Origin of the sequence: Streptomyces sp. NPDC012825 (assembly GCF_042900925.1) — a bacterium.
In the GTDB taxonomy this organism is placed as follows: domain Bacteria; phylum Actinomycetota; class Actinomycetes; order Streptomycetales; family Streptomycetaceae; genus Streptomyces.
Genome location: NZ_JBIBBZ010000001.1, coordinates 462,312 through 487,813, shown reverse-complemented (window position 1 = coordinate 487,813; position 25,502 = coordinate 462,312). Strand labels below are relative to the sequence as shown.

At 74.7% G+C, this 25,502-nt stretch carries 20 protein-coding genes; 7 read left to right on the top strand and 13 right to left on the bottom strand.

Features of this window, described 5'->3' with window-relative positions:
- Positions 1–141 precede the first annotated feature (141 nt).
- Both ACFY7E_RS02430 and ACFY7E_RS02425 read right to left on the bottom strand, forming a co-directional pair.
- Positions 142–546: a DUF3017 domain-containing protein gene (locus ACFY7E_RS02430; RefSeq protein WP_383447438.1), complete on the bottom strand. Its 405-nt coding sequence runs from the start codon at positions 544–546 to the stop codon at positions 142–144.
- Positions 547–568: 22 nt separating this feature from the next.
- Positions 569–1,429 (bottom strand): bifunctional methylenetetrahydrofolate dehydrogenase/methenyltetrahydrofolate cyclohydrolase, encoded by an 861-nt coding sequence (locus ACFY7E_RS02425; RefSeq protein WP_389479801.1) that lies wholly within the window; start codon positions 1,427–1,429, stop codon positions 569–571.
- Between the two features lie 250 nt (positions 1,430–1,679).
- On the opposite strand from ACFY7E_RS02425, the gene ACFY7E_RS02420 reads away from it, so the two are divergent.
- Positions 1,680–2,324, top strand: coding sequence for an RDD family protein (locus tag ACFY7E_RS02420; protein ID WP_389479799.1), 645 nt, complete (start codon positions 1,680–1,682; stop codon positions 2,322–2,324).
- Between the two features lie 100 nt (positions 2,325–2,424).
- On the opposite strand, the gene ACFY7E_RS02415 is transcribed toward ACFY7E_RS02420, so the two are convergent.
- The 3 genes from ACFY7E_RS02415 to purN form a co-directional block, all read right to left on the bottom strand.
- Entirely contained in the window at positions 2,425–3,957 is a 1,533-nt protein-coding gene (locus ACFY7E_RS02415; RefSeq protein ID WP_389479797.1) for a DUF2079 domain-containing protein, read from the bottom strand.
- A 141-nt stretch (positions 3,958–4,098) separates the two neighbouring features.
- Entirely contained in the window at positions 4,099–5,664 is a 1,566-nt protein-coding gene (gene purH, locus ACFY7E_RS02410; protein ID WP_389479795.1) for a bifunctional phosphoribosylaminoimidazolecarboxamide formyltransferase/IMP cyclohydrolase, read from the bottom strand.
- Positions 5,639–6,265 (bottom strand): phosphoribosylglycinamide formyltransferase, encoded by a 627-nt coding sequence (purN, locus tag ACFY7E_RS02405; RefSeq protein WP_389479793.1) that lies wholly within the window; start codon positions 6,263–6,265, stop codon positions 5,639–5,641. Before purN ends, purH begins: the two co-directional genes overlap by 26 nt.
- 411 nt (positions 6,266–6,676) lie before the next feature.
- On the opposite strand from purN, the gene ACFY7E_RS02400 reads away from it, so the two are divergent.
- Positions 6,677–7,444, top strand: a complete 768-nt coding sequence (locus tag ACFY7E_RS02400; RefSeq protein WP_389479791.1) for a hypothetical protein — start codon at positions 6,677–6,679, stop codon at positions 7,442–7,444.
- Positions 7,445–7,451: 7 nt separating this feature from the next.
- On the opposite strand, the gene ACFY7E_RS02395 is transcribed toward ACFY7E_RS02400, so the two are convergent.
- Positions 7,452–9,095: a DUF6350 family protein gene (locus ACFY7E_RS02395; protein WP_389479789.1), complete on the bottom strand. Its 1,644-nt coding sequence runs from the start codon at positions 9,093–9,095 to the stop codon at positions 7,452–7,454.
- Between the two features lie 119 nt (positions 9,096–9,214).
- Here ACFY7E_RS02395 and ACFY7E_RS02390 point away from each other — a divergent pair, with 119 nt between their 5' ends.
- Positions 9,215–10,648 carry a helix-turn-helix domain-containing protein gene (locus ACFY7E_RS02390; RefSeq protein ID WP_389479786.1) on the top strand — a complete coding sequence of 478 codons (1,434 nt, stop codon included), beginning with the start codon at positions 9,215–9,217 and terminating at the stop codon, positions 10,646–10,648.
- Between the two features lie 178 nt (positions 10,649–10,826).
- Here ACFY7E_RS02390 and sucD read toward each other — a convergent pair whose 3' ends face one another.
- From sucD to ACFY7E_RS02360, 6 genes are all read right to left on the bottom strand, one after another.
- A complete protein-coding gene (gene sucD / locus ACFY7E_RS02385) occupies positions 10,827–11,711 on the bottom strand; it encodes a succinate--CoA ligase subunit alpha (RefSeq protein ID WP_030218244.1) in 885 nt (294 codons plus the stop codon).
- Between the two features lie 21 nt (positions 11,712–11,732).
- Positions 11,733–12,911, bottom strand: a complete 1,179-nt coding sequence (gene sucC / locus ACFY7E_RS02380; RefSeq protein ID WP_383441847.1) for an ADP-forming succinate--CoA ligase subunit beta — start codon at positions 12,909–12,911, stop codon at positions 11,733–11,735.
- A gap of 409 nt (positions 12,912–13,320) precedes the next feature.
- Positions 13,321–14,517: a VWA domain-containing protein gene (locus ACFY7E_RS02375; RefSeq protein ID WP_389479782.1), complete on the bottom strand. Its 1,197-nt coding sequence runs from the start codon at positions 14,515–14,517 to the stop codon at positions 13,321–13,323.
- Complete coding sequence (locus tag ACFY7E_RS02370) at positions 14,514–16,946, bottom strand: DUF5682 family protein (protein ID WP_389479780.1); 2,433 nt, start codon at positions 16,944–16,946, stop codon at positions 14,514–14,516. The genes ACFY7E_RS02375 and ACFY7E_RS02370 overlap by 4 nt, the downstream gene beginning before the upstream one ends.
- Positions 16,943–18,100: an AAA family ATPase gene (locus tag ACFY7E_RS02365; protein WP_389479778.1), complete on the bottom strand. Its 1,158-nt coding sequence runs from the start codon at positions 18,098–18,100 to the stop codon at positions 16,943–16,945. Before ACFY7E_RS02365 ends, ACFY7E_RS02370 begins: the two co-directional genes overlap by 4 nt.
- Positions 18,101–18,249: 149 nt before the next feature.
- Complete coding sequence (locus tag ACFY7E_RS02360; protein ID WP_389479776.1) at positions 18,250–18,672, bottom strand: MmpS family transport accessory protein; 423 nt, start codon at positions 18,670–18,672, stop codon at positions 18,250–18,252.
- A gap of 171 nt (positions 18,673–18,843) precedes the next feature.
- On the opposite strand from ACFY7E_RS02360, the gene ACFY7E_RS02355 reads away from it, so the two are divergent.
- Both ACFY7E_RS02355 and ACFY7E_RS02350 read left to right on the top strand, forming a co-directional pair.
- On the top strand, positions 18,844–19,905 hold the full coding sequence (locus tag ACFY7E_RS02355; protein WP_389479774.1) for an SWIM zinc finger family protein: 1,062 nt from the start codon (positions 18,844–18,846) through the stop codon (positions 19,903–19,905).
- A gap of 191 nt (positions 19,906–20,096) precedes the next feature.
- Positions 20,097–21,899 (top strand): DUF5691 domain-containing protein, encoded by a 1,803-nt coding sequence (locus tag ACFY7E_RS02350; protein ID WP_389479772.1) that lies wholly within the window; start codon positions 20,097–20,099, stop codon positions 21,897–21,899.
- A 47-nt stretch (positions 21,900–21,946) separates the two neighbouring features.
- Here the strand turns inward: ACFY7E_RS02350 and ACFY7E_RS02345 are convergent, their stop codons facing one another.
- Complete coding sequence (locus ACFY7E_RS02345) at positions 21,947–22,354, bottom strand: cobalamin B12-binding domain-containing protein (protein ID WP_062752650.1); 408 nt, start codon at positions 22,352–22,354, stop codon at positions 21,947–21,949.
- Between the two features lie 303 nt (positions 22,355–22,657).
- On the opposite strand from ACFY7E_RS02345, the gene ACFY7E_RS02340 reads away from it, so the two are divergent.
- Both ACFY7E_RS02340 and ACFY7E_RS02335 read left to right on the top strand, forming a co-directional pair.
- Positions 22,658–23,458 (top strand): esterase/lipase family protein, encoded by an 801-nt coding sequence (locus tag ACFY7E_RS02340; RefSeq protein WP_389479770.1) that lies wholly within the window; start codon positions 22,658–22,660, stop codon positions 23,456–23,458.
- Positions 23,459–23,824: 366 nt separating this feature from the next.
- Positions 23,825–25,426, top strand: coding sequence for a M23 family metallopeptidase (locus ACFY7E_RS02335; RefSeq protein ID WP_389479768.1), 1,602 nt, complete (start codon positions 23,825–23,827; stop codon positions 25,424–25,426).
- Positions 25,427–25,502: the final 76 nt, after the last annotated feature.

Below are 25,502 nucleotides of genomic sequence, written 5' to 3'. Positions count from 1 at the left end.
TACCGGAATGGTCACTTCCGTGCCACAGCGCGCCGACGGGCCTTGAACCGGCGTCGGCGCGTCCGTGACCCTTGATCACGACGGCGCCCGCCCTCCCACGGGGGAGAGGGCGGGCGCCGCGTGCGGGACCGGGGCCGGCGCCTACGTCACCGTCAGGTGGAGGATGTCCTCCAGGAACGGGATCCGCAGCCAGGGATGCGGCTGCACCATGAGCGCGAGCAGCACGATCAGGCCGCCCATCACCCCGTACGTGATCATGTCGGTGAAGCGGGACCGGACCGCCAGCATGCCCACGGACGGCACCGTCCGCCGCATCACGGCGCCGAGCAGGAGCGCGGCCCCGATCAGGATCGTCCCCACGCGGAAGGCCTGCGAGAACGCGTCCGTGCCCACCACGAGCAGTCCGGCCCCGGCGACACAGAGGACCGTGAGCAGCGGCCACTGGCGCGCGGGCGCCGGGGCGGCGCCGGGCGCGGCGCGCCCGCCGCCCTCGGGGCGCGCGGTGTCGGTGGTGACGGTGGGCGGCCGTCGTGGTCCGCGTCGCATCCGGAGGCTCCCGGACGGCACGTCAGAGCGCCGCGGCCGCGCGCTCCGCGGCCTCGACGACGTTGACGAGGAGCTGCGCGCGGGTCATCGGGCCCACTCCGCCCGGGTTCGGGGAGATCCAGCCGGCGACCTCGGCGACGCCCGGGTGCACGTCGCCGACGATCTTCCCCTCGGCGTTGCGCGAGACGCCGACGTCGAGGACGGCCGCGCCCGGCTTCACGTCCTCGGGCTTGATCAGGTGCGGCACGCCGGCCGCCGCCACGACGATGTCGGCGTTCCGCAGGTGCGCCGCGAGGTCCCGGGTGCCGGTGTGGCACTGGGTCACGGTCGCGTTCTCGGAGCGGCGGGTGAGCAGCAGCGGCATCGAGCGCCCGATGGTGACGCCGCGCCCGACGACCACGACCTCGGCGCCGTTGATCTCGACGCCGTGGCGGCGGAGCAGGGTGATGACGCCGTTGGGCGTGCAGGGCAGCGGGGCGGGCTCGTTGAGCACCAGGCGGCCCAGGTTGGTCGGGTGCAGCCCGTCCGCGTCCTTCTCCGGGTCCATCAGCTCCAGGACGCGGTTCTCGTCGATGCCCTCGGGCAGCGGGAGCTGCACGATGTAGCCGGTGCAGGCCGGGTCCTCGTTGAGTTCCCGCACGACCGCCTCGATCTCCTCCTGGGTGGCGGTGCCGGGCAGCGTGCGCTGGATGGAGGCGAGGCCGACCTCCGCGCAGTCGCGGTGCTTCCCGGCCACGTACTTCTGGCTGGCCGGGTCGTCGCCGACGAGGACGGTGCCGAGTCCGGGCGTGACGCCCTTCTCCCTGAGGGCCGCCACACGGACGGTCAGATCGGACTTGATCGCGGCTGCGGTGGCCTTGCCATCGAGAATCTGGGCGCTCATGGAGCCATCTTCCCGGATCGCCCCCGCCTTCTTCCAATTCGCGCGTACCGAGGGTTCCGGGCCGTGGAACGGAAGGTTGCACTTGCACAACTCCGTGCCGTATCGACTGGACAAAAAGTCGACCTTGCAACGACGATGATCGGCGCAGTACCGCGGAAAGTGCCGGGGGGAAATCCGCTCAAACGCTGTGAAAGTCCTCCGCGCGGGCCGCGACGTCCCCGCACAGAGAAATTCACGGAGGAATCCCGCGATGAGCTTCGGCGACCCGAACAACCCCTACGGTCAGGGTCAGGGCCAGGGCCAGGGCCAGCAGCCCGGCTACGGCTACCCGCAGGGCCAGCAGCCCGGTTACGGCTACCCGCAGCAGGCTCCGCAGGGCGTCCCGCCGCAGCAGGGCTACGGCTACCCGGCCGCCCCGCCGGTCTCGCCGTACGGCGGCGGCTACCCGGGCGCGGGCGGCTACGGCAACGTCCCGCCGCTGGCTCACTGGGGCTGGCGCTTCCTCTCCCGGCTGATCGACCTCGCCGTCATCCTGCTGCCGTACTACGTGCTGCTCGGGATAGGCGTCGCGATGAGCGACGGCAGCGGCGAGAGCGGCCTCGGGGCGATCCTCGGCCTGGTCGGCCTCGTCTACCTGATCTTCATGTTCTTCTTCCAGATCTACAAGGAGGGCGCGACCGGCCAGACGATCGGCAAGAAGGCCGTCGGCACCCGGACGCTGCGCGAGTCGGACGGCCGTCCGCTCGGCTTCGGCATGGCGTTCGTCCGCCAGCTGGCGCACTTCCTGGACGGCATCGCCTGCTACATCGGCTACCTCTGGCCGATCTGGGACTCCAAGAAGCAGACCTTCGCGGACAAGGTGTGCAGCACGCTGGTCGTCAAGGAGAACGGCTGACATCACGTCGGCGCCGTTCCGTGCGGGAGGCCCCGGGTATCGGTCGATGCCCGGGGCCTCCCCGTTCGCGCTCGTCACCGCCGTGCGTCACCGGCGCGTGTCACCGCCGCTTCAGGACCGCGAATCCCTCCGAGCGGTGCGTGAGCTCGTAGCGGGCCCGCGGGTGCAGTTGCGAAGCCAGCGCCGCCGGGTCCGAGACCTGCTGCGACCAGCCGCGCAGGTCGTAGACCAGGTAGTCGGGGTCGACGTCCTGAGAGGTCCCGGCCCAGTAGACCCGGTGGTCCGCCGTCATGTGGGCGAGGAGGGAGACGTCGGTCTCCACGCTCGTCCCCTCCGGCACCGCCGCCAGCGCCTCCCGCGCCTGCGCGACCCGCGCGTCCGCCCGGTACGTCTCCGGCCTCAGGAGCTCCCGCAGCGGCAGGTTCGCGGCGAGGACGAGCGCGACCGCCGTCGCCACCGGGACGACGACCCTCCCGTACGAGACGAGCCAGGCGCGCGGCGAGGTGCGCACCGCGCGGGCGCCGTCCACGAGGGCCAGCAGGACGACCGGCATGAGGATCGCGCTGTAGTGCCAGTGCATGCCCCAGTGATGGGGGTCCTGGGAGAGGAACCGCCAGCCCAGGGTCGGCAGGACGAGCAGGACCAGCGGGGAGCGCAGGGCGAGGAAGCCGGTGACGGCGAGGAGGTGGAGAACCATCTCCCAGCGCTCGCCCGAGGCGAGGGCGTCGCCGACGATCTGGCCGAAGGAGGTGTCGGCCCCCTCGCCCGTCTTCTCGATCTTGGACCAGTAGTCGTACTGGCCGAGGCTGCTCGCCGCCGGGATCAGGACGAGGACCGTGAGGGCGAAGGCGGCGACGCCGAAGCCGGCCAGGGCGGCGCCGAGCCGCCTGCTGCCCTTGAGGAAGAGGACCGCGCCGACCATGGCGACGGTGAGCCCCATGTCCTCCTTGACCAGGACCAGCGGGGCCGACCAGGCCGCGGCCGCGGTCCAGCGGCCGAGGACCAGCGCCCGGCAGGCCAGGGCGAGCAGCGGGACGGCGAAGGCGATCTCGTGGAAGTCGGACTTCACCGCCTCCTGGAGCCCCCAGGAGAGCCCGTACGCGATCGCGAGCCCGATGCCGGCGGCCCGGCTGCCGAGCACCTGCTGCGCGGTGCGCCCGACGACGACGGACGAGGCGGCGAAGAGCGCGGCCTGCGCGAAGAGCAGGGCGACCGGTGAGGGCCAGATCCAGTACAGCGGTGCGAGCAGGGCGGTGACGGGGCTGAAGTGGTCCCCGAGGATCGGGAAACCGGGCCCCTTTATGTCGACGACCGGCGCGCGGAACTCGGCGTACGCGCGGACGGACTGCCCGAAGATCCCGAGGTCCCAGGAGGGGGTCCGGAAGTACGCGTACTGCACCCAGGAGTACAGGAAGTAGAGGGCGCACAGGACGCCCGCGACGATCAGGTACGGGCGGAGGGGGGCGGGCGCGAGACCGGCGGGGGCCTCGGTGCCGACGGCGTCCGGGGCGTCCGGGGCGTCCGGGGCGCTCGCGGGAGCGGGGACGGCGACGGCGACGGCCGGAACCCCGGCGTCGGCGCCCTCGGCGCCTTCGACGGCCTCCTCGGGGGACTTGTTCCCTACGTCCAGCATCACGCCCCCATTACCAGCGGCCGACAGAAGAGCAACCCATTAGAACAGAGACCGTTCGACCGGCCGGTCCGCCGGCGCGACGCGGACGGCCCGCCGCCTCCCGGGGAGGTCGGCGGGCCGTCCGCGTCGCGCGGCCGCGCGTCAGTGGAAGAAGTGGCGGGTGCCCGTGAAGTACATCGTCACGCCGGCCTCGGCCGCCGCCTCGACGACCTGCTCGTCGCGGACCGAGCCGCCGGGCTGCACGACCGCCTTCACGCCGGCCGCGGTCAGGATCTCCAGGCCGTCCGGGAAGGGGAAGAAGGCGTCGGAGGCGGCGTACGCGCCGCGCGCCCGCTCCTCGCCCGCCCGCTCGACGGCCAGCTTCGCGGAGTCGACGCGGTTGACCTGGCCCATGCCGACGCCGACCGAGGCGCCGTCCTTGGCGAGCAGGATCGCGTTGGACTTGACCGCGCGGCAGGCCTTCCAGGCGAAGGACAGCTCGGCCAGCTCCTCGGCGGACAGGGCGTCGCCGGTGGCGAGGGTCCAGTGCGCCGGGTCGTCGCCGTCGGCCTGGAGGCGGTCGGTGACCTGGAGGAGGGCTCCGCCGTCGACCGGCTTGACCTCGACCGGGTTGGCCGGGGCGCCCTCGGCGCGCAGCACGCGGATGTTCTTCTTCCTGGCCAGGACCTCGACCGCGCCGTCCTCGTAGCCCGGGGCGACGATGACCTCGGTGAAGATCTCCGCGACCTGCTCGGCCAGCTCGACCGTCACCGGGCGGTTGACGGCGATGACGCCGCCGAACGCGGACAGCGGGTCGCAGGCGTGCGCCTTGCGGTGGGCCTCGGCTACGTCGGCGCCGATCGCGATGCCGCACGGGTTGGCGTGCTTGATGATCGCGACGCAGGGCTCGTCGTGGTCGTACGCGGCCCGGCGCGCGGCGTCGGTGTCCGTGTAGTTGTTGTACGACATCTCCTTGCCGTGCAGCTGCTCGGCCTCCGCGAGGCCGCCGGTGCCGTCGACGTAGAGGGCGGCGCCCTGGTGCGGGTTCTCGCCGTACCGCAGGACGTTCTTCCGCTCGTACGTGGCGCCCAGGAAGTCCGGGAAGCCGCTGTCGTCGGCGGCGGCGTAGTCGGCGGCGAACCAGGAGGCGACGGCCACGTCGTACGCGGCGGTGTGCCGGAAGGCCTCGCCGGCGAGCCGCTTGCGGGCGGTCAGGTCGAAGCCGCCGGACCGGACGGCGGCGAGCACGTCGCCGTACCGCTCCGGGCTGGTGACGATCGCCACGGACGGGTGGTTCTTCGCGGCGGCGCGGACCATGGACGGGCCGCCGATGTCGATCTGCTCGACGCACTCGTCCGGGGTGGCGCCGGAGGCGACCGTCTCGCGGAACGGGTAGAGGTTCACGACGACCAGGTCGAACGGCTCCACGCCGAGCTCGGCGAGCTGCTCGCGGTGCGACTCCAGGCGCAGGTCGGCGAGGATGCCGGCGTGCACGCGCGGGTGGAGGGTCTTGACGCGCCCGTCCAGGCACTCGGGGAAGCCGGTCAGCTCCTCGACCCTGGTGACGGGAACGCCGGCCGCGGCGATCCTCCCGGCGGTGGAGCCGGTGGAGACGAGCTCGACACCGGCCTCGTGCAGGCCGCGGGCCAGCTCTTCGAGCCCCGTCTTGTCGTAGACGCTGACCAGCGCGCGGCGGATGGGCTTAACGGTGTCCGTGTTCACCGACATGAACCTTTCGTCCCTCAATGCGGTAGCCGTGCCGGGCGAGACGCCCCACGACGTCGACGAGCAGCGAGCGCTCGACTTCCTTGATGCGCTCGTGCAGAGCGGCTTCATCGTCCGTCTCCCGCACCTCGACCACGCCCTGGGCGATGATCGGGCCGGTGTCGACGCCGTCGTCGACGAAGTGGACGGTGCACCCGGTGACCTTCGCGCCGTAGGCGAGGGCGTCACGCACCCCGTGGGCACCGGGAAAACTGGGCAGCAGGGCCGGGTGGGTGTTGACGACCCGGCCGTCGAAGCGGGCGAGGAACTCCCTGCCGACGATCTTCATGAAGCCGGCCGAGACGACGAGGTCGGGCTCGTACGCGGCGGTGGCCTCCGTCAGGGCGCGGTCCCACTCCTCGCGGCTCGCGTGGTCCTTCACCCGGCACACGAAGGTGGGGAGCCCCGCGCGCTCGGCCCGCTCCAGCCCGACGGTCCCGTCGCGGTCGGCGCCGACGGCGACGATCTCGGCGCCGTACGCGGGGTCGGCGGCGACGGCGTCGAGGAGGGCCTGAAGGTTGGTACCGGAACCGGAGACCAGGACGACGAGGCGGGCGGCAGCCACTGGGTCACTCTTTCCGTGGTGTTTGTGCGGTCGTACGAACGAATCGTGCCGCTCGATACGGGGAACCCTACGAATGGCTCGACCGTCAGCAACGATACCGGCACACCGGACGGCCCCCGCGGGACGGGGGCGGAGCAGGGCGGTAGCGTCAGGGTCCGACGCCGGACGCGCGCCGGACCGGTCGCGGACCGGGGCCGGGCCGGGGGGCCGGACGGCGCGGCGGACGGACGGCGGACGAGTCACCGACGTACGCGGACGTACGCGGACGGGACGGCGCGGAGCACGAAGAAGCGGTACGAAGCGGTACGAGAAGGACTGGGCGGCACGGAGCGGTTGCCGAGCAGTACGAGACAGCAGCGGAGACCACGGGTGCGGCCGTGGTCGAGACGACAGAGGGAAGACGTTCAGCAGATGCCGGAACGCCAGTCCACGGACGACAACAACCCGTTCGCGCCGCCGCCCGAGGGGCGGCCGGATCAGCCGTGGCAGCCGCGGCGGCCGGAGGGCCCGGACGACGACGCGTCCGGGAACCCGGACGCCCGGGGCCCGTCCGACGGCCGCTGGAGCCCGCGCCAGCCGGGCCCCTCCCAAGACGGCTTCGGCCGGGGACCCGAGCGCCAGGGCGGCCAGGGCGGCGGCCCCGGCGGGCCGGGGCAGGGCGGGTCCGGGCGCGGCCCGGGGCTCCGCTGGGACCCGACGGACCCGGCGCAGCGGCGGGCGCGGTACGCGATCCTCGCCGGCATGTGGGGGTTCTTCTTCGCCCTCTTCGAGATCCCGGAGCTGGCGCTGCTCCTCGGCGCCCTCGGCCTCTACTGGGGGATCAGCTCGCTGCGGACCGGGCCGAAGCAGGGCGGGCAGGGGGCGGCGGACGGGACCGGCGCGGCCGACGGGGCCGGTGCGGCGTCGTCGACGTCACAGCCGGCGTCCCGGCCCTCGGGACGGACTCCGGGGCAGGGCGCCCCGGTGGCCGCCCCGGCGCGGGCGATGCGGACGGCCGCGATCAGCGGTCTGGTCGCCTCGGCCGTGGCCCTGGCGATCGTGGCGGGCGGCTTCACCATGCAGCTCGTCTACCGCGACTTCTACGAGTGCCGCGACGACGCCCTCACCCACGCGGGCCGGCTGGCCTGCAACGACCTCCTGCCGAAGCCGCTGCGGGCGGGCTTCGGGGTCCGGGAGTAGCGGGCCCTCATTCGCCCGTTCGCCCCTTCGTCTCTTCACCGGTGCCCTCGGGGGCTCCGGGGCCCCCGGAATCCGGGGCCGGATCCGTCTTCGGGTCCGGCCCCGTCTCCTTTCGGGGCTCAGCCCTCCGCTCCGGCTCCGGCTCCGGTTCCGTTTTCCGCTCCGGTTCCGGGGTGGGCTCCCAGGCCGCCGGGAGGAAGTCGTACGGCTCGTAGCCGGTGTCGCCGAAGGGGTCGCCGTACGGATCGGCGTACGGAGCCCCGTGCGAACCGCCGCCGGGGGCCGGAGTCCCGACCGCCGCGCCGGTCCGCCGGAAGCGGACCCGGGCAAGGCTCGGGTTCCGGCTCCACGCCGGGCGCCGTACCCACCCCGGAAGGAGCTTCCGGCCGGCGGCGGCGCCCGTCCCCGTCTCCTCCGTCGTGAGGTCCGGGGCGGCGGCCGGAGCCGGTACGCGCTCCGCTCGCGGGACGCGGCGGCCCCAGGCCCGTGCCCCCAGGGCGGCCGGGACGCCCACGCAGGTCCCCCAGAGCACCACCGCTCCGCCCGTCTGCCACCACACCGGGCCGAACGCGGAGAGCCGGCCGGTGCCCAGCGGGCCGCCCGCCGCGCCCGCGAGGGCGGCGGCGGCCGCTCCGCACGCCCCGACCGCGCCCAGGGCCGTCAGCGCCGTGTCCCGGGCCGTCCAGGTCCGTGCCGAGCGGCCCACCCGGTGGCCCAGGAGCACGGCCGCGGCGAGCGGGACCGTCGCGGTCGTCCAGTGGAGCCAGCCGCCGGGCCCTTCGGCGGGCACCGCGGCCAGGAGCGGGAAGGGCGGCACGGCGGGGTCCCCGGTGAGGCCCAGCGGGGTCGCGAGGGCGCCCGTGCCGAGGGCGAAACCGGGTCCGAGGCCGTACGCGGCCCCCCACACGGCCGCGTTCGGCAGCAGTGCCAGGACGAGCAGCAGGACCGCGGCCCGCCCCGACCACTCCCCCGCCAGGCCCAGGAACACGGCCTGCGCCCGGTCCGCGTGCCGGACCAGCGAGACCGCAGCGGCCGTCGCGCCGCCGGCGAGCAGCGTCACGAGCCCGAGCCCGGCCGCGCGCGGGAGGACCACCCACCGCTGCCCGGGGAAGGGGCGGCCGAGCGCCGTCCAGACCCCCGCCCCCGCCGCGCCGGCCACGACGGCGGGCGGCCAGAGTCCGGCCGTGACCAGGTCGGCGGGCAGCGGACCGCTCTCGCTGTAGAGCACGACCGCCGCCGTGACCAGCAGGTATCCCCCGGCCACCGAGGCGATCGCGCCGCTCGGGGAGGGGCGCGGCCGGTCCCGGCCCGCGGTGCCCGGCGCGAGGGTGTCGCGGGCGGACCGGTGGACGAGCCAGACGGGCAGGGCGGTCAGGAGGAGCGGGGCGACGCCGAGGGGCGCGGGCGGGCCGGAGAGGGTGTCGGTGCGGATCAGGTCCACGCCGTGGGCGAGCAGCCAGAGCCCGGTGGCGGCGTGGAGGACGTCGTCGGGGCCGCCGCCGAGGAACGGGGAGCTGATCCAGGCCGCGATCACCAGGACCGCGAGGGCGCCGAGGCCGAGTCCGGCGGCGACTCCGCCCCGGACGCAGGCGGCGGCGAGCGCGGCGGAACGGCCGCCCTGGACCAGGGGGGGCTCGGTCACGTGGGTCACGGGGCCATGCTCCCAACGACACGCGCTTTCGCCGCGTAACAGGCAAACATCCGTTGTGTCGCTCAAGATACGTTTATGTACTTTTCCGCCCAGAGAAGCTCTGTGGGAGGTCGACGCCCATGAGCCGGAGCACCGCGGATTCCAGCTCCTCCGCCACCCTGCCGACCCCCAAGGAGCGACGCAGGTTGCGCGAGGCCCTCGCCCTGAGCGAGGAGCAGGTCGCCGAGGCCATGGGCGTCACGAAAGCCACGGTCAAGGCGTGGGAGACCGGGCGTTCGGCGCCCCGGGGCCGCAAGCGCGAGGCGTACGCGCGGCTGCTGGGCGTGGACGGTCCCGACGGCCCGTCGCCGAGCCCGTCCCCGGCCCTGTCCCCGAGTCCCGCCGGGGAGACGGAGGCGGAGCGGGCGGAAGCACGGCGTCCCGGGGCGGAGACGGCTCCCGGGACGGAAGCGGTCCCGGCCTCGGAAGCGGTACCCGGTTCGGAATCGACCCCCGGGGCCGCCGGTCTCACCCCTTCGGCCCCCTCCTCCCCGGTCTCCTCCCGGCCCCCCGCCGGGGACCGGTCCGGGGGCGCCACCGGGAGCACGACCGGCGGCACCACCGGGAGCGCGCCCGAGCGGGACGCCGAGCCGACGCGGGTCCTTCCCCCCGTACCGGCCGGTGACGGGGTCTCCATGCCGTCGGAACGCCTGAAACCGGAAGCGCCGGAGACGGCGGAGCCGGCGACCGGGGACGCCGCCGTGCCGGGCCCCACCCCCGAGGAGGCGTTCGACGCGCTCTACGCGCACGCCGCGCCCGGCCTCGTCCACCAGACCTATCTGCTCACCGGACGCCGGGCGCTCTCCCGGGAGGCCGTCGAGCGCGCCTTCCAGCGGGCGTGGCACTGCTGGCCCGAGGTCGCGGTCGACGCGGACCCGGTGGGCTGGGTGCGGGCGACGGCGTACGAGTACGCCCTTTCCCCCTGGCACCGGCTGCGCCGCGCCCACAAGCACCCCGACGCCCCTTCGGCCGGGGCGGGCCGGGGAGAGCGGGAGCTGGTCTCCGCGCTGCTCGAACTGCCGCCGCCCCACCGCCGCACCGTGCTGCTCTACGACGGTCTCGGCCTCGACCTGCCGGACACGGCGGCCGAGACGGAGGCGAGCACCCCCGCCGCCGCCCACCGGCTGCTGCACGCGCGCGCGGTCCTCGGACGGCGGGACCCCGGCCTCGCCGACCCCGAGGAGCTGCACCGGCGGTTGAACGCGCCGGTCGCGGAGGCACCGGCGGCGACGCTCCCGGCGGCCCGCGCGATCCGGACCGGCGGCGAGCAGCGGGCCCGCACCTGGACGCGGGCGGTGGTCGGGGTGTCGGCGGCCCTCATCGTGATGACCGGCTTCACGGCGGTGACCGCGCCGACCCGGTACATCCCGGTGAACGCCCCCGGCGAGACCGTCAACGGGGTGCCGGTACGCGGCGGCCCGGAGAAGCTCAGACCCGAGGACGTGGAACTCCGCGACCGGCTGCGCTCCGAGCCCAACCCGGGCCCCGAACGCCTGCTCCCGGTGGCCGGGTAACCGCCCGCCCGGGCCCGTACGGAGGCCGGGTCCCGACCTCCGCCCCGTACACGGGCGGGCTCCGCCCCCGGTCTCGTACGCGAGTGGGCCCCACCCCCGCCCCGCACACGAGTGGGCCCCGCCCCCGCCCGGTCTCCCGGGAGGGGTGGGGCCCACTCGCTGTGCGGTGGTGGCGGCGTCAGCCCGCGAGGATCGCGCGCGCCAGCTTGGCCGTCTCGGTCGGGGTCTTGCCGACCTTGACGCCCGCGGCCTCCAGGGCCTCCTTCTTCGCCTGGGCGGTGCCGGAGGAGCCGGAGACGATGGCGCCGGCGTGGCCCATGGTCTTGCCCTCGGGCGCGGTGAAGCCCGCGACGTAGCCGACGACCGGCTTGGTGACGTTGGCCTTGATGAAGTCGGCCGCACGCTCCTCGGCGTCGCCGCCGATCTCGCCGATCATGACGATCAGGTCGGTCTCCGGGTCGGCCTCGAAGGCCGCCAGGGCGTCGATGTGCGTGGTGCCGATGACCGGGTCGCCACCGATGCCGACGGCGGACGAGAAGCCGATGTCACGGAGCTCGTACATCATCTGGTACGTCAGCGTGCCGGACTTCGAGACCAGGCCGATGCGGCCCGGCTTCGTGATGTCGCCCGGGATGATGCCGGCGTTGGACTGGCCCGGGGTGATGAGACCGGGGCAGTTCGGGCCGATGAGGCGGGTCTTGTTGCCCTTCTCCACCGCGTACGCGTAGAACGCGGCGGAGTCGTGGACGGCGATGCCCTCGGTGATGACGACCGCGAGGGGGATCTCGGCGTCGATGGCCTCGACGACGGCGGCCTTCGCGAAGGCCGGCGGCACGAAGAGGACCGAGACGTCGGCGCCGGTCTCCTTGATGGCCTCGGCGACGGTGCCGAAGACCGGGACCTCGGTGCCGTCGAAGTCGACCTTGGTGCCGGCCTTGCGCGGGTTCACGCCGCCGACGATGTTGGTGCCGTCACCCAGCATGAGCTTGGTGTGCTTCATGCCCGTGGCACCGGTCATGCCCTGGACGATGACCTTGCTGTCCTTGTTGAGGAAGATAGCCATGGCTCTGGTGTCCCTCGTCCCTTACTTCGCAGCCGCGAGCTCGGCGGCCTTGTCGGCCGCTCCGTCCATGGTGTCCACGCGCTGCACCAGCGGGTGGTTGGCGTCCGACAGGATCTTGCGACCCAGCTCGGCGTTGTTGCCGTCGAGGCGCACGACCAGCGGCTTGGTGACCTCGTCGCCGCGGGAGGCGAGGAGTTCCAGGGCCTGGACGATGCCGTTGGCGACCTCGTCGCAGGCGGTGATGCCGCCGAAGACGTTGACGAACACGGACTTGACGTCCGGGTCGCCCAGGATGATCTCCAGGCCGTTCGCCATGACCTCGGCGGAGGCGCCGCCGCCGATGTCGAGGAAGTTGGCCGGCTTCACGCCGCCGTGGTCCTCACCGGCGTACGCGACGACGTCCAGGGTCGACATGACCAGGCCGGCGCCGTTGCCGATGATGCCGACCTCGCCGTCGAGCTTGACGTAGTTGAGGCCCTTGGCCTTGGCCGCGGCCTCGAGCGGGTTGGCCGCCGCCTTGTCCTCCAGGGCCTCGTGCCCGGGCTGGCGGAAGTCGGCGTTCTCGTCGAGGGAGACCTTGCCGTCGAGGGCCAGGATGCGGCCGTCCTTGGTCTTCACCAGCGGGTTGACCTCGACGAGGAGGGCGTCCTCGGCGACGAAGGTGTCCCACAGGGTGACCAGGACCTCGGCGACGCCCTCGGCGACGTCGGCCGGGAACTTCGCCTGGGCGACGATCTCGCGGGCCTTCTCCAGGGTGACGCCGTCATTGGCGTTGACGGGGACCTTCGCGAGGGCCTCGGGGGTCTTCTCCGCGACCTCCTCGATGTCCATGCCGCCCTGCACCGAGGCCATGGCCAGGAAGGTGCGGTTGGTGCGGTCGAGGAGGTACGAGACGTAGTACTCGGCCTCGATCTCCGGGGACAGCTCGGCGATCATCACCTTGTGGACCGTGTGGCCCTTGATGTCCATCCCGAGGATGTCCGTCGCGCGGGCGACGGCCTCGTCCGGGGTGGCGGCCAGCTTGACGCCGCCGGCCTTGCCGCGGCCGCCGACCTTCACCTGCGCCTTGACGACCGACTTGCCGCCAAGACGCTCGGTGGCCTCGCGCGCCGCCTCAGGCGTGTCGATGACTTCACCGGCCAGCACCGGTACACCGTGCTTGGCGAAGAGGTCCCTCGCCTGGTACTCGAACAGGTCCACGCGCGTCCGTCCCTTTTCTGATGATCGCGGTTCGTTGTCTGCGTGGGCGTGCCGCGGAGGGCAACGTGACTGCTCTGTCACAAGGGAGGCGTACACGGTGTCCGTGGACGCGGCATGTCCGTCTCGCAGGTTATCGCCGTGGGCCGTGGGTCCCTAAATCGCAGATCACAGGAGAGCGGTGATACGGGTCACAGGCCGCGGGGGCGGCGGGCCGGTCCGAGGGGGTCGCGGGGTGGCCGTCCACGGCGGTCGTGGCAGGCGGGGCCCGGGGTTCCGGCCCCTCACGGCGCGCGGGACGACGGGGTGAGGGAGGCCCGGGGAGCGCTGTGACATGGAACTCAGTCGCCCTCCGAGCACCCGTGCGGGTGGTCCGTGACGACGGATTCCGCACCCCGGGGCGCTCCCGTGATCAGGCGGGTATCGGCAGGGGACGCTTCTCCAGGGCGGCCGCCATGATCTCCGGGAACAGGTCGGGGGTGCAGGCGAAGGCCGGGACGCCGAGCGCGGCGAGCGCCGCCGCGTGGTCGCGGTCGTGGGCGGGGGTGCCCTCGTCGGAGAGGGCGAGCAGGGCCACGAACTGCACGCCGGATTCCTTCATCGCCGCGACCCGCTTCAGCATCTCGTCGCGGATGCCGCCCTCGTACAGGTCGCTGATCAGGACGACGACGGTGTCGGCGGGGCGGGTGATGCCGGCCTGGCAGTGGGCGAGGGCGCGGTTGATGTCGGTGCCGCCGCCGAGGCGGGTGCCGAAGAGGACGTCGACCGGGTCGTCGAGCCGGTCGGTGAGGTCGACGACGGCGGTGTCGAAGACGACGAGCCGGGTGGCGACCGTCCGCAGCGAGGCGAGCACGGCGGCGAAGACGGCGGCGTGGACGACGGAGGCCGCCATGGAGCCGGACTGGTCGACGCAGAGCACGACCTCCTTGCGCACCCCCCGGGCGGCGCGCCCGTGGCCGACGAGCCGCTCGGGGACGACCGTGCGGTGCTCGGGCAGGTAGTTCTTGAGGTTGGCGCGGATCGTGCGGTCCCAGTCGACGTCCCGGTGGCGGGGGCGGGCGGTCCGGGCGGAGCGGTCGAGGGCGCCGGTGAGGGTGGCGCGGGTGCGGGCGGCGAGGCGCCTCTCCAGGTCGTCGACGACCTCGCGCACGACGGCGCGGGCGGTCTCCCTGGTGGTCTCGGGCATGGCCTCGCGGAGGGAGAGGAGGGTGCCGACGAGGTGCACGTCGGGCTCGACGGCCTCCAGCATCTCCGGCTCCAGGAGGAGGGCGGCGAGGCCGAGCCGGTCGATCGCGTCGCGCTGCATGACCTGGACGACGGGGACGGGGAAGTACGTGCGGATGTCGCCGAGCCAGCGGGCGACGGAGGGCGCGGAGGCGCCGAGCCCGGCCGTACGGCTCCTTCCGGCACCGTCGCGGTCCCGGTCGTCCGGGTGCCGGCCGTAGAGGGCGGTGAGGGCTCCGTCCACGGCGGCGTCGCTCCCGGTGAGCGCGCGCCCGGTGCCGTCGGCGTCGCCGCCGCCGAGCACGAGCCGCCAGCGGCGCAGCCGCTCGTCGGCGGAGTCGGGGGACGTGGGGTGCGTGCGGGTCGTGGAGGTCGTGCGGCTCATGCGGGTGCCTCCGTGCCGAGGACGAGGTGGAGGAGCGGGAGGACGGCGTCCGCGCGCTCCCGGTCGGGGACGGACGCGAAACCGGGCGCGCCGGGCGCGGAGGCGCTCGGACCGCCGGGCCCGGGGCCCCGGGCGGCCAGCTCGCCGAGGGTGCGGCGCACGCCCGGCTCGTACGCCGAGAAGGTGCGGCGCAGCAGGGGCAGGACGTCGGTGAACGCCTCGGCCGGTACGGAGGTGAGCCAGGCGTCGACGAGACCGCGGAGGCGCTCGTCGTGGACGAGGAGCAGTCCCCCGTCGGCGGCGGCGCCGGCGAAGCCGTCGATCCAGGCGGCGGCGTCGGGGGGCGGGGTGCCGGGCGAGAGGGCGCGGCTCATGAGGAGGGCGGCCCCGTCGTCGGGGATCCGTTCCTCGTCGAGGAGGAGCCGGGCGGCGCGGCCCCGGAGGAGGCCGGGCACCCGGTCGTGCGCGGCGAGCCGGTGCAGGACGCCGGTCCAGCGCTCGCGGACGCCCGTGGCGTCGGGGAGCAGGCCGAGGGCCCGGTGGACCTCGTCGATCAGCTCGCGCAGGGGTGCGGCGGCGTCGGCGCCGAGCCCGGCGCAGGCGGGCGGCAGGCCGACGCAGATCCGCTCGGCGAGCCCGGCGGCGACCTCACCGAGGGCGGCGGTGTCGGTGCCCCGGACGTCGCCGTAGCGCAGGGAGCGGGCGAGGGCCGGGAGGGCGCGGGCGAGATGGGTGACGTCGACGTCGAGCGCGGCCCGGTCCGCGAGCGCCCGCATGACGACGGGAAGCGCGTCGGCGAGCCCGGCGAGGAGACAGTCCTCGGCGAGGACGGTGACGTCGGCGAGGGTGGGGGCGGCAGGCCCGATGGAGGCGTCGGGACCGGCGGAGACTGCGGCGGAGGCCGGCCCCGCGGAGCCTGCGGCGGAGGCCGCCCCGGTGAAAGCGGCAGCTGTCGTGGCCGACCCCGTGGCGGCCAGGGCCCGGGCGGTGACCCTGGCGGTGGCGGCTGTCTCGACGGTGGTGCCCCAGACGCCGGCCTCGGCGACCCGGACGTGCAGCTCGGGCTCCCAGCGCAGCCGCCAGGTCTCTCGGAAGGTGCCGGTACCGGTCCGGCCGGCGACCGGTTCGCCCCAGTGGACGCCGAGGAGCCGCAGCCGGTGCAGCAGGCGGCTGCGGTCGCCGTCCGTCTCCTTGCGCAGGTCGAGGGCGAGTTCGCGCTCCTCCGCCTCGGGCTTGAGGCGGAGGGAGCGCTGACGGCGGCTCAGGTCGCGCTGGAGGGGGACGGCGGGGGCGCCGTCGGGAACCCTCCCGAGGACGTCCCCGACGACGAGACGGTCCCGGACGAGGGCGAGCGGCACGTCGGAGCCGTCGCAGAGGACGGCGCGGACGGCGTCGGTCGTCTCGTCGAGGCCGGGACGCGGGCGGCCGCGCAGGGCGGCGAGGGCCTCGGCGAGCCGGACGGCCTCGATGACGTGGGCGGAGGAGACGGGGCGGTCCTCGGCCCTGAGGAGACCGGCGACCCCGGTCATCCAGCGTTCGACGGGCCGGTCGGGTGCGGTGAAGAGGTGGTGGTACCAGCCGGGGGCGTCGATGCCGGCCCCGTAGCCGGAACGGCGGGCGAGCCTGCGGTGGGTCCAGGGGACCCAGGTCGCCTCGGTCCGCACCTTGGGCAGGCCCTTGAGGAGGGCCCGGTCGGCGGCGACGGTGGTGCGCAGGGCGAGGGCGGGGACGTGCCAGGCGCCGCAGACGACGGCGACGGAGTCCCCGAACTCCTTCCTCGCCGCGCGCAGCCGGAGCCTCATGTGCGCCTCGCGGACGAGGTCCCGGGGGTGGCCGCCGTGGCCGTACGCCTCGCGCAGGGCGCCCATGGCCTCGGCGAGGGCCCGGAACGGAGCGGCGGGGTCGCCGCCGCCCCGCAGCTCGACGACGTCCTCCCACCAGCGCTCGGCGTCCTCGTACCCGGCGGCCCCGGCCAGTTCCGCGACGGGGTCGATCCGCACCCCGTCCCCGGCGACCCCCTCCCCGTCGTCCCAGGTGGGGTCGGCGGCGAGGGTGTGCGCGGCGGGCAGGTCGACGAACCGGACGGCGGCGCCCCGGTCCAAGGCCCAGCGGATCGCGACCCATTCGGGCGAGAACCCGGCCATCGGCCAGAACGCGGCCCGTCCGGGGTCGTCCACGGCGTGGGCGAGCAGCGCGACGGGCGGCCGCATGCCCGGATCCCCCGCGAGCTCCACCAGCGCGTCGGCCTCGGCGGGTCCCTCGATCAGCACCGCGTCGGGCCGCTCCGCCTCCAGGACGGCCCGCACTCCCCGCGCGGACCCGGGCCCGTGGTGCCGCACCCCGAGCAGCAGCGGACCGCCGGGCTCCGCCCGCGGGGCCCGGGCTCCCCCCGGAGCCCCGGCCGAGGACGTGCCGGCGGGCGGCGTCACGCGCCCACCTCCCGGCAGGCGCGGTAGAAGTCCTTCCAGCCGTCCCGCTCCCGGACGACCGTCTCCAGGTACTCCTGCCAGACGATCCGGTCGGCGGCCGGGTCGCGGACGACGGCGCCGAGGACGCCGGCGGCGACGTCGGCGGGACGCAGGACGCCGTCGCCGAAGTGGGCGGCGAGGGCGAGGCCGCCCGTGACGACGGAGATGGCCTCCGCCGTGGAGAGCGTCCCGGAGGGGGTCTTGACCTTCCTGCGCCCGTCGGCGGTGACCCCGTCCCGCAGTTCGCGGAAGACGGTGACGACCCGGCGGATCTCGGCCGCGCCGTCCGGCGGGACCGGCAGGTCCAGGGAGCGCCCGAGCTGCTCGACGCGCCGGGCGACGATGTCGACCTCGTCCTCGGGGGTGGCGGGCAGCGGCAGCACGACCGTGTTGAAGCGGCGGCGCAGCGCGCTGGAGAGCTCGTTGACGCCCCGGTCGCGGTCGTTGGCCGTGGCGATGAGGTTGAAGCCGGGGACGGCCTGCACCTCCTCCCCCAGTTCGGGCACGGGCAGGGTCTTCTCGGACAGGATCGTGACGAGGGTGTCCTGCACGTCGGCGGGGATGCGGGTGAGTTCCTCGACGCGGGCCGTCGCGCCCCTGGACATGGCCCGCATGACGGGGCTCGGCACGAGCGCCTCCCGGTCGGGGCCGTGAGCGAGGAGCCGGGCGTAGTTCCAGCCGTACCGGATCGCCTCCTCGGGGGTGCCTGCGGTGCCCTGGACGAGGAGGGTCGAGTCGCCGCTGACGGCGGCGGCGAGGTGCTCGGAGACCCAGGTCTTGGCGGTGCCGGGGACGCCGAGGAGGAGCAGCGCCCGGTCGGTGGCGAGGGTGGTGACGGCGACTTCCACGATGCGGCGCGGACCGACGTACTTGGGCGTGATCACGGTCCCGTCGGGGAGCGTGCCGCCGAGGAGGTAGGTGGCGACGGCCCGGGGCGAGAGGCGCCAGCGGGCGGGCCTGGGCCGGTCGTCGGCCGCGGCGAGCGCCGCGAGTTCGGCGGCGAAGGCGTGCTCGGCGTGCGGCCGCAGGACCTCGGTGGAGCCCTGCGGCCGGCCCGGTGCGGTGTCCGTCTCGGCACCGTCACCGGGCTTCGCGATGGTTTCGGGCACGGGCATGGATCCCCCTCCAGATCGTTCGACCTGCTGTGCGATCCACCGTGCACCATGCCACTGACAATCCGATGTCATCGCTGGTCACGGGCGGTTGGAGGGGCTGACGCACCCTCCGACTCCAGGGGCTGACGCCCCCTCCGGTCCCGGTGGGGTCAGCCGACGACCGGGGAGACGGCGACGCAGCCGCCCGCCATCGCCTGCTCGGCCTTGGCCTCCTTGATGACCTTGCCGTTGTAGGTGATCTTGCAGGTGAGGTCGGAGGGGTTGAGCGAGACCGGCATGACGGCCGGCGGCATGATCCCCTTCAGCGTCACCGTCTTCTTCCAGGGGGAGGCGGGCTTCTTCTCCGACTCGATCTTCGGCTCCATCGCGGTGCCGCCGCCGGCGTGGTAGTCGACGGACTCGATCGCGCTGCCGGTGACTTCGTACGTGACCTCGTAGGTCTCGTTCACGGACTTGTCGACCTGGTCGACGGCCTTATCCGTGACCTCCGAACAGGCGCCGAGGCCGAGGGCGAGACCGGTGACGGCGAGGGCCGAGACGGCGGTGCGGACGGTACGGGTGGTGCGCTTCACGGGGGTCCCCCTGGGTGTGTCCGGACGCGGGAAGCCGAGCGTGACCCCCCACAGGGAGAATAGTAAAGGAAGGGTAAAGCCCCCTCTCCCCCTCCCTCTCACACCGCCTCCCCGCCTCCCCGAACTCCCAGGCCGGGTGCGTTGTCAGTGGCGCCCTCTACGGTCGTGGACATGAATGGCATGGGGGTGCGTTCGACGGCGGGGCAGGTGCCCGCGCCGGTTTCCGACGAGGTCTCGCGCGGAGCGGGGAGCAGGATCGGCGCGGCCGACGGAGGCCCGGCGGATCCCGCCGCGGCCCGCCGCAGGGCCGAGCGGAGAGCGGCCCGGATCACCTCGGGCGCGCAGGAGTTGGAGCAGCGGCTCGCCGATCTGCTGCGCGGCGGCCTGGCGGCGGCCGGACGGGCCGGACACGGCCTGTGGGAGGAGACGGCGGCCCGCATGGTCGACGCCCAGGCGCCGGGACTCGCGGGCCGGGTCAGGGAGTTGGGGGCGATACCGGGATCGGGGCCCGGCTGGCCCGTGCGGCTCCTGGAGGAGTGCGCGCTGACCCACCTCCTCGACCGGGCGTGGCTGACCGCCGACCGGCTGCCCGCGCCCTTCGCGACGACCGTGCGGACCCGGGTCGGCCTCCCCGCCCCGGTCGCCGGATCCCCGGTGCGCGACCACTGGCTCGTCCTCGCGCAGTACGACACGGGCGACAGCCGGCTGACCACCCGGCGCGTCTGGCTGTACGGGACGACCGGCGGGCGCACGGCGCTCGTGCTCTCGTACGGGGCGTCGGGGCGGGCGCCCCGGCTGTCCCTGCCCGTGGGCGCCCTGCTCGACGGCGAGTTGACCCCGCACGCCGGCTCCGGGCAGGTGCGGGCGGAGCCGGGCGAGCGCTTCGTCCCGGTCGCCGGGCCCGCGGCCCCGCCGCCGGGCGGCCCGGTCGGCGCGGCCCTCGACGCGTACGGGCGGGCGCTGCGCGAGGACCCGTGGCTGGACGCGTGGCCCGTGACGCTGAGCGGGGTCGTACCGGCGCGGGCGGAGTACGGCTGGCAGCTCGCCGACGCGGACGGCCGCGAGGCGCTGCCCCTGACCTCCGGGACCCGGTCCCACCCGGGCCTCTGGCGGCTCGTCGCCCTGTCCGGCGGCGCCCCGGTGACCGTCTTCGGGGAGTGCGGACACCGGGGGTTCACCCCGCTCGCCGCCTGGTCGCCGGAGGCCCCGAACGAGACGGTCCCCCTCCTGTGACCCCGTGACGTCCGTACGTCCCTGCCCGTAATGTCCTCTGCCGGTAACCCCGTCCGTACGCCCCGCCCGACCACCGACCACCGCCCATGACCACCGGTCACCGGCCGCCGCCCACCAACTGCCGACCACTGACCACCAGCCACCAACCGCCGCCCACCGACCACCAGTCCCCGACCGCCCGGAGGAGCCCGATGGACACCGCCACGACCACTTCCGCCAGGGGCGGGACGAGGATCGCGGACGACGCCGCAACCGCCCGTGCCACGGACGGAAGCGGGGACCGTCCGGCTGCCGGGACCGCCCCCGACCAGTTCTGGGAGGAGCTGGTCACCTCGGCGCTGCTCGGGACGGACCGGCGGACACCCGCGGGGTTCACGCGCGCGGGGACGGGCGGTGACGCGGGAGGCGGCGGCCCGGAGGGCACCGCGACCGGCGACGCGGCGGCCGCGCTGCTCGACGCGGCCGCGCTGCACACCGTACGGCGCAGGGCGGGGCTGCGCCCCGGGCCCGCCGCGCCCCCGCCGGAGCCCGCGCCGGCGGACCCCCGCGCGCCGCTGCCCGAGGCGGCCCGGCGGCGTCTCGGCCAGCTGCTCGCCGGCCGGACCGCACCCCCGCCCGCCGGACGGCGCGGAGCCGCGCCCGACCTCGCCGAGCTGCTCCCCCAGTGGCTGGCCCTCGCCGGCGAGCACGGGTACAAGGCGCCGCCCGCCGCCCTGCCCGCCCTCCTCGACGCGGCCCGGGCCCGCACCGATCTGCGGGCCCCGGTCCTCCGGTTCGCGGGGCCGCGCGGGCTGTGGCTGGCCCGGCTCAACCCCGAGTGGAGGTTCGCCCTCCGCGGCACGGGGGCGGCCGGTTCCCTCCCGTCCCCCCGGGACGCGGAGGCGGTGCGGGCCCTGTGGGACGAGGGCCTGTTCGCCGAACGGGTCGCCCTGCTCATCGCCGTGCGGAGCGAGGACCCGGCCGCCGGTCTCGCCCTCCTCGCCTCCACCTGGGCCACCGAGCGGGCGGAGGACCGGCTGATGTTCCTCGACTCGCTGCGGGCCGGACTCTCCGACGCGGACGAGGAGTTCCTGGAGGCGGCGCTCGGCGACCGCAGCCGGAACGTCCGCGCCACCGCCGCCGAACTCCTCTCCGCCCTGCCGTCCTCCGCCCTCGCGGGCCGGATGGCGGTCCGCGCCCTGACCTGCGTCGGCCCCGACCGGACGGCCGACGTGCCGACGATCGGCGTCGAGGCCCCGCACGAGTGCGACGCGGCGATGCGGCGGGACGGCGTCGCGGCGGTCCCTCCGGCGGGCCGGGGCGAGCGTTCCTGGTGGCTGGGCAGGATCGTCGAGTCCGCGCCGCTCTCCTGCTGGCCGGCCAGGTTCGGGGGACGCGGCCCGGAGGAGATCGTGGCCCTGCCGGTCGCCGACGAGTGGCACGACGAGCTGCACGCGGCCTGGTGCCGGGCGGCCGTGCGGCAGCGGGACGCGGCCTGGTCGCGCGCGTTGCTCGGTTCGCCCGCGACCCCGCCCGCGACGGGCCCCGGCACCTCGTCGCTCGCCGAGCGGGCCCAGCTCCTGTCGATGCTGTCCCCGGAGGAACGAGCGCTCTGGGTCGCCCGGTTCGTCGCGGCCCACGGCCTGTCGGAGGCGTTCCAGCTCCTCGGCGTCTGCGCCGTGCCGTGGGCGGAGCCGCTCGGCGGGGCGGTGATCGACGCCCTGGACAGCGCGCGCGAGGCGGGCGGTTACCCATGGAGCTTCAGCGGGGTGATGGGCCTCGCGGAGCGCTGCCTCGCCCCGGAGGCGGCCCGGCGCCTCGAAGCCCTGACGGCCCGTCCGGACGAGGCGGAGACCGTCGTTCCCGGCGCGGGCGGCTACTGGTCGGAGGCCTTCCGCCGGCTGGTCTCCACGCTCCGCCTGCGCGCGTCGATACGCGCCGAACTCGCGCCGCCCTCCCGGAGGGCGTACGGGGACGGCGAAGGGCCCTCCCCGGGGGAGGGCCCTGGACGGTGAGGCGCGAACCGCCCCACGGCCCGTGTACTACGCGGTACTACGCCGTACTACGCGGCCACGCGGACGTTCGCGTTCACCCAGTCGACGATGGACGTCGTCGTCGCGCCCGGCGTGAAGATCTCCGCCACGCCCTTCTCCTTCAGCGGCGCGATGTCCGCCTCCGGGATGATGCCGCCGCCGAAGACCTTGATGTCCTCCGCGTCGCGGTCCTTGAGGAGCTCCAGGACCTTCACGAAGAGCGTGTTGTGCGCGCCCGAGAGGATGGAGAGGCCGATCGCGTCGGCGTCCTCCTGGATCGCGGTGTCGACGATCTGCTCGGGCGTCTGGTGGAGCCCGGTGTAGATGACCTCCATGCCGGCGTCCCGGAGCGCTCGCGCGATCACCTTGGCCCCGCGATCGTGGCCGTCGAGGCCCGGCTTGGCGACCACCACGCGGATCGGACCGGTCACACCCATCACTGCCTCCACATGCGACCCCCGCGCGTCTTTGCCGGGGAGGTGAACGAACGTTATCCCCAGCATCCCGCAAGCGGCCGTTTCGCGGCAGCCACCGAGGGGGAAATCACACGTGGGACATGTTCGCTCCGCACCGTCCCCGCTTCCGGGCCCTCCTCCTGGGCCCACCAGCCGCAGGCGGGACCGGTCGCGAAAGGAGCCGCGACGAGGTCCGTCGCGCCTCCGTGCCGCCGTCCGTGCGGCGCGGGGGCGCGGCGCACCGGCCACGCCGTCCGGCCCCGCGTGCCGTTCGGGAGGCCGGCCATGGAGTTCGCCAAGGTCACCACCCTGATGAAGGCCACCGCGCTCGAGGTCGCGATCCTCACCGGTCACCTCGTCCTCTACCCCACCGGGATCGTGGCCGAGCGCCTGGCCCCCGCCCCGCCCGACGCCTCGCCAGGGGGGCGCCCCCGGGGCGGGCGCCCCGTCCTGCTCCTGCACGGTTTCGTCGACAACCGCTCCGTCTTCGTCCTGCTGCGCCGCTCCCTCACCCGGCACGGCCGTGACGGGATCGAGTCGCTCAACTACTCCCCGCTCACGTGCGACCTGCGGGCCGCCGCCGAGGCCCTCGGCCGCCGGGTGGAGGAGATCCGCGCCCGTACGGGACACGCCGAGGTCGACATCGTCGGGCACAGCCTGGGCGGGCTGATCGCCCGCTACTACGTGCAGCGCCTCGGGGGCGACGCACGGGTGCGGACCCTGGTCACGCTCGGCACCCCGCACGCGGGCACGACCATGGCCCGGCTCGCCGCCGCGCATCCGCTGGTGCGGCAGATGCGGCCCGGCTCCGGGGTGCTGCGGGAGCTGGCCGGGCCCGCGCCCGGCTGCCGGACCAGGTTCGTCAGCTTCTGGAGCGACCTCGACCAGGTGATGGTGCCGGTGGAGACCGCCCGCCTCGACCACCCCGACCTGCTCGTGCACAACGTCCGGGTCAGCGGCATCGGCCACCTCGCGCTGCCCGTGCACCCGACGGTGGCCGCCGGGGTCCGCGAGGCCCTCGACGCCGACGGGCCCGGGACCACGGCCAGGCGGGGGGAGGAACCGGACGCGTCCTCCGTGGCCTGACCGCGCCCGCCCGCTCCGGTGAAGTTCCACCGGCGCCTCGCGGACGGCGCGCCGACCCCCGCGAGCGCCTCGTAGACGTTTCGCACACGCCTTGTGCCCGTCCGTTCACACGGCATCACCGGCATCGACACCTCGGTACCCGACGGCGCGACACTCCCGTTCGAACGTTTCTCGAACACAAGGCCAAAGCTGTCTTCGCGAGCTGGCGAAACGCAACCGATTGCCCGTTTCCTGCGGTCGCAAACCCCTCCGAAGATTGTCCGCCGCGCATACCGCCGGGTACAGTCGCGCCACTGCTTACCCCCGGGACACCCCTCGTCGGGCCCGCCCCGGACTGGTCCTGCTGCCGAGGCGAGAGAGACGTTGGTGAACGACCAGCACCCCCACGCCGGGTACGTCGGAGACGACACCCACACCACTGGCAGTTTCGCCACAGACCCGCTGTTCGGCACGTACCCCGGCGGTCAGGCCGACCACAGCGGCCAGTGGGACCTCGGCCCGTACGACACCAACGGCGCCACCGGTCCGTACGACACGGCCGGCCGGTACGACGCGGCGGAGCAGTACGGCACGACCGGCCAGTGGGACACCACGGGGCAGTGGAACGTCGGGACCCCCGCCTACGGGACCACCGGTTCCTACGAGGCCTACGGGACCGGCGCGGCGCCGTACGACACCGCCGGTCGGCACGACACCTCCGGCCAGTGGGACTCCTCCACCTGGACCGAGGCCCAGCACACCGGCCCGTACGAGACCGCCCACGCCGGCGCGTACGCCGCCCAGGGCACGTACGGCTACGAGTCCTACGACACCACCGGCCAGTGGGCCGCCCCGGCCTTCGCGACCGAGACCGAGAGCGGGACCGGCTCCTACGACGCGACCGCGTGGAACCACGCGGCCCCGGAGCCCGAGCCGGTCGTCCCCCACCAGTACACCCCGCAGACCGAGCAGGTCGACGGCCACACCGCCGAGTTCTCCTTCGACCACACGCCCGAGCCCGTCTCCGCATACGCCGCCTCCGATTACGCCGCCTCCGATTACGCCTCCGAGGCGGAGCCGGACGGTTTCGGCGACGCCGACGGCACCGACGAGGCCGAGGCCTTCGAGGACGGCGAGGCCCACGGGACCGACGAGGAACCCCACGGCGAGCCCGCCGTCGAGCTCCGTACCGACTCCCCTGCCGGCCGCCCCGCACGCCGTTCCTCCGGCGGCGGGCGCGGCCGTCGCCGCACCCCCGCCAAGCGGTCCGCGCTGCTGACCGTCGCCGTCCCCTCCGCCTGCGTCATGGGGGTCGCCGGCATCGCCGCCGCGTCCGTCGGCGGGCTCCCCGGCACCGGCGCCGGGGGCGAGACGAAGGACAACACGACCGCGCTCGCCGCCGCCCCGGACACCGTCGAGCCGGTCGCCGCCAACAACGCCTTCAACACCCAGCTCGACGCGCTCGACGCCGACGCCCGCGACTTCGGCAGCCGCGCCAGCCGCACCCAGGAACGCATCGATCTCAAGGTCCGCCAGGCGGCCGAGAAGAAGAAGCGCGAGGAGGAGGCGATCCGCAAGGAGGCGATGCGCCCCAAGTTCGCGCTGCCGGTGAAGCTCCACCGGCTCAGCGCGCGCTTCGGCCAGTCGGGCGTCAACTGGATGTCCGTGCACACCGGCATCGACTTCCCCGTGTTCGGCGGCACGCCCGTGATGGCCGCGACGGACGGCACCGTCCGCACCCAGCTGAACAGCGCGTACGGCAACATGGTGATCGTGACCGCCCCGGACGGCACCGAGACCTGGTACTGCCACCTCAGCAGCGCCAAGATCCGCTCCGGTTCCGTGAAGGCCGGCGAGGTCATCGCGTACTCGGGGGACTCCGGCAACTCCACCGGCCCGCACCTGCACTTCGAGGTCCGGCCGGGCGGCGGTTACGCGATCGACCCGCTGGCGTGGCTGCGCAGCCACGGCCTGGACCCGACCGTCTGATCCGCCACGTACGTACGGAAGAGGGCCCCGACCGGAGTCGGGGCCCTCTTCCGTGACCGCGTACGTCCCTACAGCC

Coding starts and splice junctions, on each gene's coding strand:
- ACFY7E_RS02430 (WP_383447438.1), bottom strand. CDS start 546: ATGCGACGCGGACCACGACGGCCGCCCACCGTCACCACCGACACCGCG.
- ACFY7E_RS02425 (WP_389479801.1), bottom strand. CDS start 1,429: ATGAGCGCCCAGATTCTCGATGGCAAGGCCACCGCAGCCGCGATCAAG.
- ACFY7E_RS02420 (WP_389479799.1), top strand. CDS start 1,680: ATGAGCTTCGGCGACCCGAACAACCCCTACGGTCAGGGTCAGGGCCAG.
- ACFY7E_RS02415 (WP_389479797.1), bottom strand. CDS start 3,957: ATGCTGGACGTAGGGAACAAGTCCCCCGAGGAGGCCGTCGAAGGCGCC.
- purH (WP_389479795.1), bottom strand. CDS start 5,664: ATGTCGGTGAACACGGACACCGTTAAGCCCATCCGCCGCGCGCTGGTC.
- ACFY7E_RS02400 (WP_389479791.1), top strand. CDS start 6,677: ATGCCGGAACGCCAGTCCACGGACGACAACAACCCGTTCGCGCCGCCG.
- ACFY7E_RS02390 (WP_389479786.1), top strand. CDS start 9,215: ATGAGCCGGAGCACCGCGGATTCCAGCTCCTCCGCCACCCTGCCGACC.
- sucD (WP_030218244.1), bottom strand. CDS start 11,711: ATGGCTATCTTCCTCAACAAGGACAGCAAGGTCATCGTCCAGGGCATG.
- ACFY7E_RS02375 (WP_389479782.1), bottom strand. CDS start 14,517: ATGAGCCGCACGACCTCCACGACCCGCACGCACCCCACGTCCCCCGAC.
- ACFY7E_RS02365 (WP_389479778.1), bottom strand. CDS start 18,100: ATGCCCGTGCCCGAAACCATCGCGAAGCCCGGTGACGGTGCCGAGACG.
- ACFY7E_RS02355 (WP_389479774.1), top strand. CDS start 18,844: ATGAATGGCATGGGGGTGCGTTCGACGGCGGGGCAGGTGCCCGCGCCG.
- ACFY7E_RS02350 (WP_389479772.1), top strand. CDS start 20,097: ATGGACACCGCCACGACCACTTCCGCCAGGGGCGGGACGAGGATCGCG.
- ACFY7E_RS02345 (WP_062752650.1), bottom strand. CDS start 22,354: ATGGGTGTGACCGGTCCGATCCGCGTGGTGGTCGCCAAGCCGGGCCTC.
- ACFY7E_RS02340 (WP_389479770.1), top strand. CDS start 22,658: ATGGAGTTCGCCAAGGTCACCACCCTGATGAAGGCCACCGCGCTCGAG.